This window comes from Pseudomonas sp. EA_65y_Pfl2_P74 (genome assembly GCF_963970575.1).
GTDB classification, from domain to species: Bacteria; Pseudomonadota; Gammaproteobacteria; order Pseudomonadales; family Pseudomonadaceae; genus Aquipseudomonas; species Aquipseudomonas baetica_A.
The window spans coordinates 1-6,770 of the sequence record NZ_CAXAOQ010000057.1 but is presented as its reverse complement, the minus strand read 5'-3'; the positions used below and the strand labels follow the sequence as shown (position 1 = coordinate 6,770).

At 58.4% G+C, this 6,770-nt stretch carries 9 protein-coding genes; 3 read left to right on the top strand and 6 right to left on the bottom strand.

The window, feature by feature from the left end:
* Positions 1–130: 130 nt before the first annotated feature.
* The 3 genes from AACY18_RS27575 to AACY18_RS27565 form a co-directional block, all read right to left on the bottom strand.
* Positions 131–337, bottom strand: a complete 207-nt coding sequence (locus AACY18_RS27575) for a hypothetical protein (protein ID WP_339431961.1) — start codon at positions 335–337, stop codon at positions 131–133.
* A gap of 12 nt (positions 338–349) precedes the next feature.
* Positions 350–556, bottom strand: coding sequence for a DUF6021 family protein (locus AACY18_RS27570; protein ID WP_339431960.1), 207 nt, complete (start codon positions 554–556; stop codon positions 350–352).
* An 87-nt stretch (positions 557–643) separates the two neighbouring features.
* Positions 644–1,315 (bottom strand): peptidase C39 family protein, encoded by a 672-nt coding sequence (locus AACY18_RS27565; RefSeq protein ID WP_339466795.1) that lies wholly within the window; start codon positions 1,313–1,315, stop codon positions 644–646.
* Between the two features lie 248 nt (positions 1,316–1,563).
* Between AACY18_RS27565 and AACY18_RS27560 the strand changes: the two genes are divergently transcribed.
* Positions 1,564–1,722: a hypothetical protein gene (locus tag AACY18_RS27560; protein ID WP_339432017.1), complete on the top strand. Its 159-nt coding sequence runs from the start codon at positions 1,564–1,566 to the stop codon at positions 1,720–1,722.
* A gap of 74 nt (positions 1,723–1,796) precedes the next feature.
* On the opposite strand, the gene AACY18_RS27555 is transcribed toward AACY18_RS27560, so the two are convergent.
* Together AACY18_RS27555 and AACY18_RS27550 are read right to left on the bottom strand one after the other, a co-directional pair.
* Entirely contained in the window at positions 1,797–2,546 is a 750-nt protein-coding gene (locus AACY18_RS27555) for a TerC family protein (protein ID WP_339466794.1), read from the bottom strand.
* Between the two features lie 29 nt (positions 2,547–2,575).
* Positions 2,576–2,818, bottom strand: coding sequence for a hypothetical protein (locus tag AACY18_RS27550; protein WP_221730458.1), 243 nt, complete (start codon positions 2,816–2,818; stop codon positions 2,576–2,578).
* Between the two features lie 133 nt (positions 2,819–2,951).
* Between AACY18_RS27550 and nhaR the strand changes: the two genes are divergently transcribed.
* The gene (nhaR, locus tag AACY18_RS27545) at positions 2,952–3,851 is read left to right on the top strand and encodes a transcriptional activator NhaR (RefSeq protein WP_339431958.1); all 900 of its coding nucleotides are present in this window, start codon (positions 2,952–2,954) and stop codon (positions 3,849–3,851) included.
* On the opposite strand, the gene AACY18_RS27540 is transcribed toward nhaR, so the two are convergent.
* The gene (locus AACY18_RS27540; RefSeq protein ID WP_339431957.1) at positions 3,846–5,009 is read right to left on the bottom strand and encodes an MFS transporter; all 1,164 of its coding nucleotides are present in this window, start codon (positions 5,007–5,009) and stop codon (positions 3,846–3,848) included. The two genes, nhaR and AACY18_RS27540, sit on opposite strands and share 6 nt — an antisense overlap.
* Before the next feature lie 336 nt (positions 5,010–5,345).
* On the opposite strand from AACY18_RS27540, the gene sstT reads away from it, so the two are divergent.
* Entirely contained in the window at positions 5,346–6,578 is a 1,233-nt protein-coding gene (gene sstT / locus AACY18_RS27535) for a serine/threonine transporter SstT (RefSeq protein ID WP_339431956.1), read from the top strand.
* Positions 6,579–6,770 lie beyond the last annotated feature (192 nt).

Here is a 6,770-nt window from a genome sequence, read left to right as displayed (position 1 = left end):
GGTGCGGGAAGCGGTCTTGATCTACAACCAAGAGCGCCCGCACCTGTCCTTAAAATACAAAACGCCCGATGCAGTGCATCGGGCGTTAGGGTGAGATAGGTGTAAACCTATTTCAGGACTAGACAGCACATCAGTCGTTAGGCAGCGGCATCTCGTCGTCATCAGGAATCCCGTCACCGGCACTCGGATCCCGCGCAGGCTGCGGCGTAAGTACATTGGGTCGCGCCAACGGGTCACGCAGCGGGCTCTCAGAATCCAGCACCGGGTCCACTTCCTGCTCAGGCGTGGTCGGCACACTGTCGGGCTTTTGGTCATCGAAGCTTGAATCGGTACTCATACGCACCTCGCATCAAGGTTTGAGATCGGCTAACGGATCGTAGGGCTTGGCCGGTTTGGTGTCGTCTTCGCCAGGCTTCACATCTTTGGGCGCCTTTGCAGGGCCAATGGGGTCGACTTGCGGATCTTCGAGATCCGGCGAGTCCGGATCGAACCCCAGATCGTTACCTGAAGAATGCTCAGAAGAATGCGGGCCTTTCGGGGATGGGGAATCTGTCATGTTGCCTCCTGATTCACCCGTAAAACCGGGCTATAACCGTAAGAGGCTGGCCGGGCGCAGTCGTGCCCGGCAGATGACGAACGGAACTCAGTGCGCCGCCAATGCCTTGCGCGCCTGCGCGGCTTCCGGCTCCTGACCGGCCTGTGACAACTCATCGGCGGCCTTGAGCCAGCGCTGACGATCCACCGCCACCGGAATCTGCGAAGGCTTTTGAATCAAGATGGCCCAGCCACCGGACTTTTCGAATGCCGATTCAAAAGCGCTGAAGCTCATGATTTCGCGACGGTTCATGCCCGCGCGCAGCAGCACTTTCTGTTTATTGCGGTCGTAGCCGGAAAGAATGGCATAGCGCGGTTGCGCCCAAAACGCTGAACCTTCGCTGAAGCGCACCATCACCGGATAGCCCGCAGCAACCTGCGTCAGCAGTGCTGGCAGATTGCGGTCCAGCGGATAGACGACCAAGCCATATTCCCGTGCAAGCTTCTGCATGTTCTGCTGCAATTTATCTTCGCCGCCCGGCAGGTGCAGCGGTTTTGCCAACAGACCCGGGGTGATCACGATGCCTTGCTGTGACAACAGGCTGGCCAACACTTGCGGCCCGGACTGATTGGCGTCGCCGCGATAGAACGTACCACTGAGCTCAACCCGTTCGGGCAGACGCTTCACCTCGGGTGCCACACTACCTGCGCACCCGGCCAGTACGGCTGCGCAACCAGCCACCAGCAGCGCCGCGCGAATTCGAGAAAATACCTGCACCATCATCACTCTCTGTTCAAGACGCCGGTCATCGTGTTCCGGCAGTGCCTGCGATCATAGGGCGGCACAAAGCTGCGGTATAGCCTTAAACCGCAGACTCAACGATTGCATAGAGCAAACTGATTGGTCGCCACCGACCTTTGGTCAATAGCTTGAAACACCCCATTGACTAGACTGTCACTGACATAGAGCGATTTGAGAGAAGCGTGTGCCCGAGCCAGGGCAAAGAGGAGGCACTCATGAGCCTGACCATGACTATCGTAATGTTGATTGCCGGCTGGCTGGCCGTTGCTACCGCCATGCTGTGGGGCGTGTTGCGTGTTTCCCGACGCCACCATCATCACCCCACCCAACCCGCACCGATCGAGAAACCGGGCAAGCACCGCGCGCAACCTGCGACTGCACACTGACTGTCGGTAGAACTGCGAACAAAAAAAGCCGCCTGGACTCTGGGAGTTCAGGCGGCTTTTTTACAACTTGACGATTACACCTGCTCAGCCAACTTCTTCTGCCGTGCTCGACGGGACATCATGTTCAGCACCTCAATCGCCGCCGAGAACGCCATGGCCGCATACACATAGCCTTTCGGTACGTGGGCGCCGAAGCCTTCGGCGATCAGCGTCATGCCGATCATGATCAGGAAGCCCAGGGCCAGCATCACCACCGTTGGGTTGTCGTTGATGAACCTGGCCAGCGGCTCAGCCGCAAACAGCATCACCAGCACCGAGACCACGACCGCGATGATCATGATTGGCAAGTGTTCGGTCATGCCGACCGCCGTAATGATGCTGTCGATCGAGAACACCATGTCGAGCATCAGGATCTGCCCGATTGCCGCTGCAAAGCCCAGGGTCACCGTCGAGGAGGCCGATTTCGGGTCTTCCGGCGCCGGATCCATGCTGTGGTGAATCTCGGTCGTAGCCTTCCAGACCAGGAACAGACCGCCGGTGATCAGGATCATGTCCTTCCAGGAGAACGCCTGGCCGAGGATTTCGATCACAGGTTCGGTCAACTGCACGATGAAGGCGATGGTGCTCAACAGCGCCAGGCGCAGAATCAACGCCATGCCGATGCCGATGCGGCGCGCCTTCTGGCGGTGCTGCTCGGGCAACTTGTTGGTCAGAATCGAGATAAAGATCAGGTTATCGATGCCGAGCACGATCTCCATGACCACCAGTGTGGCCAAAGCAACCCAGGCAGCGGGGCTGGCGGCGAGTTCCAACAGATATTCCATGGGTCAGTCCTGACTCGTTGTAAGACGGTTTAGATAGTCTTTGAGGAAGATTCAGATGTTTGCGTATCTTTTTCCGGTGCTTCTTTTTTCTCGATCAACCCGCCCGTGGCTTCGCTGAGCGCTTGTTCGGCGGCTTTGTGGGTATCGTCGATCGCCTGCTTGGCGCTTTCGGCGGCTTTACCCATTAACTGTTGGGCGCTTTTCTCGGCCTGATCGCAACCAGCCAGCACCAGTAAAGACGTAAACATCAGCACAGGAAATGCGTATTTCATGAGGTTTCCTCCCAATCAACAGACAGGGCCACACACCGGCCCTCAATGGCTGGGCATTCTAGGGAGGGAGACACTTCAGGAAAATTCGTATTTTTAGCGGCTATACTTCGATTTTCACGAACTGTAGACCCTCATGCTCAACTATCGACAACTGCATTACTTCTGGGTCGTGGCCAAGACCGGCAGCATTGTGCGTGCCTGCGAGCAACTGAACCTGACCCCACAGACCATCAGTGGGCAGATTTCCCTGCTCGAACACACCTACGGCGTCGATTTGTTCAAGCGCGTGGGGCGGCAACTTGAACTCACCGAAGCCGGGCGCCAAGCCCTGCCCTACGCCGAGCAGATGTTTCAGCTCGGCGGGGAACTGGAGCTGATGCTGCGCGCGCAACCCAACGAGCAGCAGATTCTGTTCCGCGTCGGCGTGGCCGACGTGGTGCCCAAATCCATCGTCTATCGTCTGATCGCGCCAACCATGGAGTTGAGCGAGCCGCTACGCATCACCTGTCGCGAGGACAAACTCGAACGCCTGCTGGCAGATCTGGCCATCCAGCGTCTGGATCTGGTGATCTCCGACAGCCCGATGCCACCACACCTCGATATCAAGGGCTACAGCCAGAAACTCGGCGAATGCGGGATCAGTTTCTTCGCCACCGCCGAACTGGTGGCACGCTATGGGCAGGATTTCCCACGCAGCCTGCATGGCGCACCGCTGCTGATTCCCGGCGCAGAAACCGTGGTGCGCAGCCGTTTGCAGCGCTGGTTTGCCGAGCAGCAGATCCAGCCGAAAATCGTCGGCGAGTTCGATGACAGTGCCTTGATGCAGGCATTCGGCCAATCCGGCAGCGGGATTTTTATCGGCCCGAGCGTGATTGCCGAAGAAGTGAAGCGCCAGTATGGCGTTGAGTTGATCGGCCAAACCGACGCGGTGACCGAGTCGTTCTATGCCATATCAGTGGAGCGCAAGGTCAAGCACCCCGGCATCGTTGCGATTGCCGAAGGTGCCCGACGCGAGTTGTTTACCGCGTTATGAGAGTTCAGCGCAGACTTCGCGCGGCTTGAGCGTCATCAATACCATGGCGAGCAATACCGACAGCAGAATGAACCCGGCAGCGGCGAAGCCAAGGAAGCCCAGCCCCGCGCTGTCGATCACCCGCCCACCGATCATGGCGCCAAGGCCGATGCCAAGGTTAGCCCCGGCAATATTCAGCGAAGCGGCAAAGGCCGGTGCTTGTGGTGCGGCTTTCATCAGGCGCACATGGCTGACCAGAAACAACGCCGCTTGGGTCACGCCCCAAATCCCCATCGCCACTGCCAACCCCAGCGGCGAATGAATGTTTGGCACCAGCGACACCATGCCGGCAATCATGAACGCACAGAACAACACCGACGCCCCCAGCGGATGCCGATCCACCGCACGTCCGCCCAGCGAGTTGCCGATCAGACCGACCGCGCCGAAGCCCATCAGGCACCAGCCGACCACCGTGCCGTTGAAACCGGCCAGGCGCTCAAGGATGTCTGCCAGATAGGTGTAAGCGGTAAACATGCCGCTAAACACCAGAATCGACAGCACAATGTGGCCGATCATCAAAGGGCTGCGCAGGATTTTGAACTGCGAGCGGAAGCTGACCTGATGCTGGTGCAGACTGGTTTTCGGCAGATATACAAACAGCAGCAACGCCTTGGCAAACGCGATCACCGCGAGAATACCGAAGGCACTGCGCCAGCCGAAAGCATCGGAAATCAATGTGCCGACAGGAATGCCAAACACCGTGGCGCAGACGATGCCGAAGCCGATCTTGGCGATGGCGCGGCCGGCGTAGTCCGGACCGACGATGTCCACTGCGGTTTCACTGGCCAACGCCCAGAACACTGGCAAACCCAGCGCCGGGATCAGCCGCGCAACCGCCATCACCCAGATATTCGGCGCCAATGCAGCAACGGTATTGGCCAGGCCAAACATGATCAGGATGGTGATGAACAGCTTGCGTCGCTCGAAGCGGGCGAAATACGCGGTCAAGAATGGGCCGAACATTGCCACGGTAAAAGCGAATAGCGTCACCAGCAGACCGGCCTGCGGGATGGTGACCGCAAGGTCTCGGGCAATCGCCGGCAACAGGCCAACGATGACGAACTCTGTGGTCAGCACCGTGAAGCCAGCGGCGGACAACAGAAGGATGGGCAACAGCATGGGAAACTCCAACGAAACGACGACACCAGCGATGACCAAAAGGCCCGCTGGCAGAACTTGAAAAAGAGGAAGGAGAATCTTAACAGAGTGTTTCCAGACTGACTTGCACAAACCTGTCGATCTTGCCGGCGAATCGGGTGGCAGATCGTCACATGCCTGAAGGATAAGGCCTACGCTGTGGTAAAGTCCGCGCCCTGCAAAACGTACACCCTGTTCAGCGAACAGTTTAATGGCGTTGAAATCGCGTCAACACTTTCGGTTCGTGACGCTGGCCTGCCCTGTTTCGCCAGCGCATTCACGCAACCCTGCACCCTATAAAAAATCAGAGATGCCGCTATGAATGCTTCATCCCCTTCTTTCTTGCAACGCTTAAGCAAACTGAGCCTGGTCACACAAATTGTCATCGGCCTGATCGCGGGTATCGCCTTGGCGCTCGTCGCGCCCGAAGCCGCGAAATCTACGGCCTTCATCGGCAAGGTCTTTGTTTCGGCGCTGAAGGCCGTGGCACCGATTCTGGTGTTCGTGCTGGTAATGGCCTCGATTGCCAACCACAAGCACGGTCAGGAAACCCACATCCGTCCAATTCTGTTCATGTATCTGCTGGGTACGTTCAGTGCGGCAGCGGTCGCCGTGGTTGCCAGCATGATGTTCCCATCGAACCTGGTGCTGTCCACGGACAACGTCGCAGTGACCGCACCGGGCGGCATCACCGAAGTGTTGCAAAGTCTGTTGCTGAGCGCGGTCGACAACCCGATTCATGCACTGATGAACGCTAACTTCATCGGCATTCTGGCCTGGGCCATCGGTATGGGCGTTGCCATTCGCCATGCCGGCGAGACCACCCGCCAAGTGCTGGGCGATCTGTCCAACGGTGTGACCGTGATCGTGCGCGTGGTGATTCGCTTCGCCCCGCTGGGCATTTTTGGCCTGGTCGCGTCGACACTCGCCACGTCGGGTTTTGATGCACTGGTCGGTTATGCGCACCTGCTGGCGGTATTGCTCGGCTGCATGCTGTTCGTGGCGCTGGTGATGAACCCGCTGATCGTGTTCTGGAAGTTGCGCCGCAACCCTTATCCGTTGACCCTCAAGTGCCTGCGCGAAAGCGGTATCACGGCGTTCTTCACCCGCAGCTCGGCGGCGAACATTCCGGTCAACCTGGAATTGAGCAAGCGTCTGGGTCTGCATGAAGACACTTACTCGGTGTCGATCCCGCTGGGGGCCACCATCAACATGGCGGGGGCGGCGACCACTATTACCGTGCTGGCGCTTGCTGCCGTGCACACGCTGGGTATCGCGGTGGACATTCCAACCGCCATCCTGCTCAGTTTGGTCGCGGCGGTCTGCGCGTGCGGCGCGTCGGGCGTTGCCGGTGGCTCGCTGCTGCTGATTCCGCTGGCGTGCAGCCTGTTCGGCATCCCGAGCGAGATCGCCATGCAAGTGGTTGCGGTCGGTTTCATCATTGGTGTGTTGCAGGATTCGGCCGAGACCGCGCTGAACTCCTCCACCGATGTGCTGTTTACCGCAGCGGCCTGCTTGGGCGAAGAAGAGAGAGCCCAACGCACCGCATAACCGCTCCCATAAGAGAAATGAAAAGCCCGCCAAGGCGTAAACCTTGGCGGGCTTTTTGTTGCCGGGTGTCTCGTCCTGAATAAGGTTTACACCTTCTGGCTTCTTATCAGGAGGGGGCAATGGATACGGGCGCAAAACGTAGTCAACGCGATTACACGCTGACTTTTAAATTGTCGGTTGTCGACCAAGTCG

Excerpts from the sequence above, each read along its gene's own strand:
- nhaR (WP_339431958.1), top strand. The coding sequence starts at position 2,952 with ATGCTCAACTATCGACAACTGCATTACTTCTGGGTCGTGGCCAAGACC.
- AACY18_RS27555 (WP_339466794.1), bottom strand. The coding sequence starts at position 2,546 with ATGGAATATCTGTTGGAACTCGCCGCCAGCCCCGCTGCCTGGGTTGCT.
- AACY18_RS27570 (WP_339431960.1), bottom strand. The coding sequence starts at position 556 with ATGACAGATTCCCCATCCCCGAAAGGCCCGCATTCTTCTGAGCATTCT.
- AACY18_RS27540 (WP_339431957.1), bottom strand. The coding sequence starts at position 5,009 with ATGCTGTTGCCCATCCTTCTGTTGTCCGCCGCTGGCTTCACGGTGCTG.
- AACY18_RS27575 (WP_339431961.1), bottom strand. The coding sequence starts at position 337 with ATGAGTACCGATTCAAGCTTCGATGACCAAAAGCCCGACAGTGTGCCG.
- AACY18_RS27560 (WP_339432017.1), top strand. The coding sequence starts at position 1,564 with ATGACTATCGTAATGTTGATTGCCGGCTGGCTGGCCGTTGCTACCGCC.
- AACY18_RS27565 (WP_339466795.1), bottom strand. The coding sequence starts at position 1,315 with ATGGTGCAGGTATTTTCTCGAATTCGCGCGGCGCTGCTGGTGGCTGGT.
- sstT (WP_339431956.1), top strand. The coding sequence starts at position 5,346 with ATGAATGCTTCATCCCCTTCTTTCTTGCAACGCTTAAGCAAACTGAGC.
- AACY18_RS27550 (WP_221730458.1), bottom strand. The coding sequence starts at position 2,818 with ATGAAATACGCATTTCCTGTGCTGATGTTTACGTCTTTACTGGTGCTG.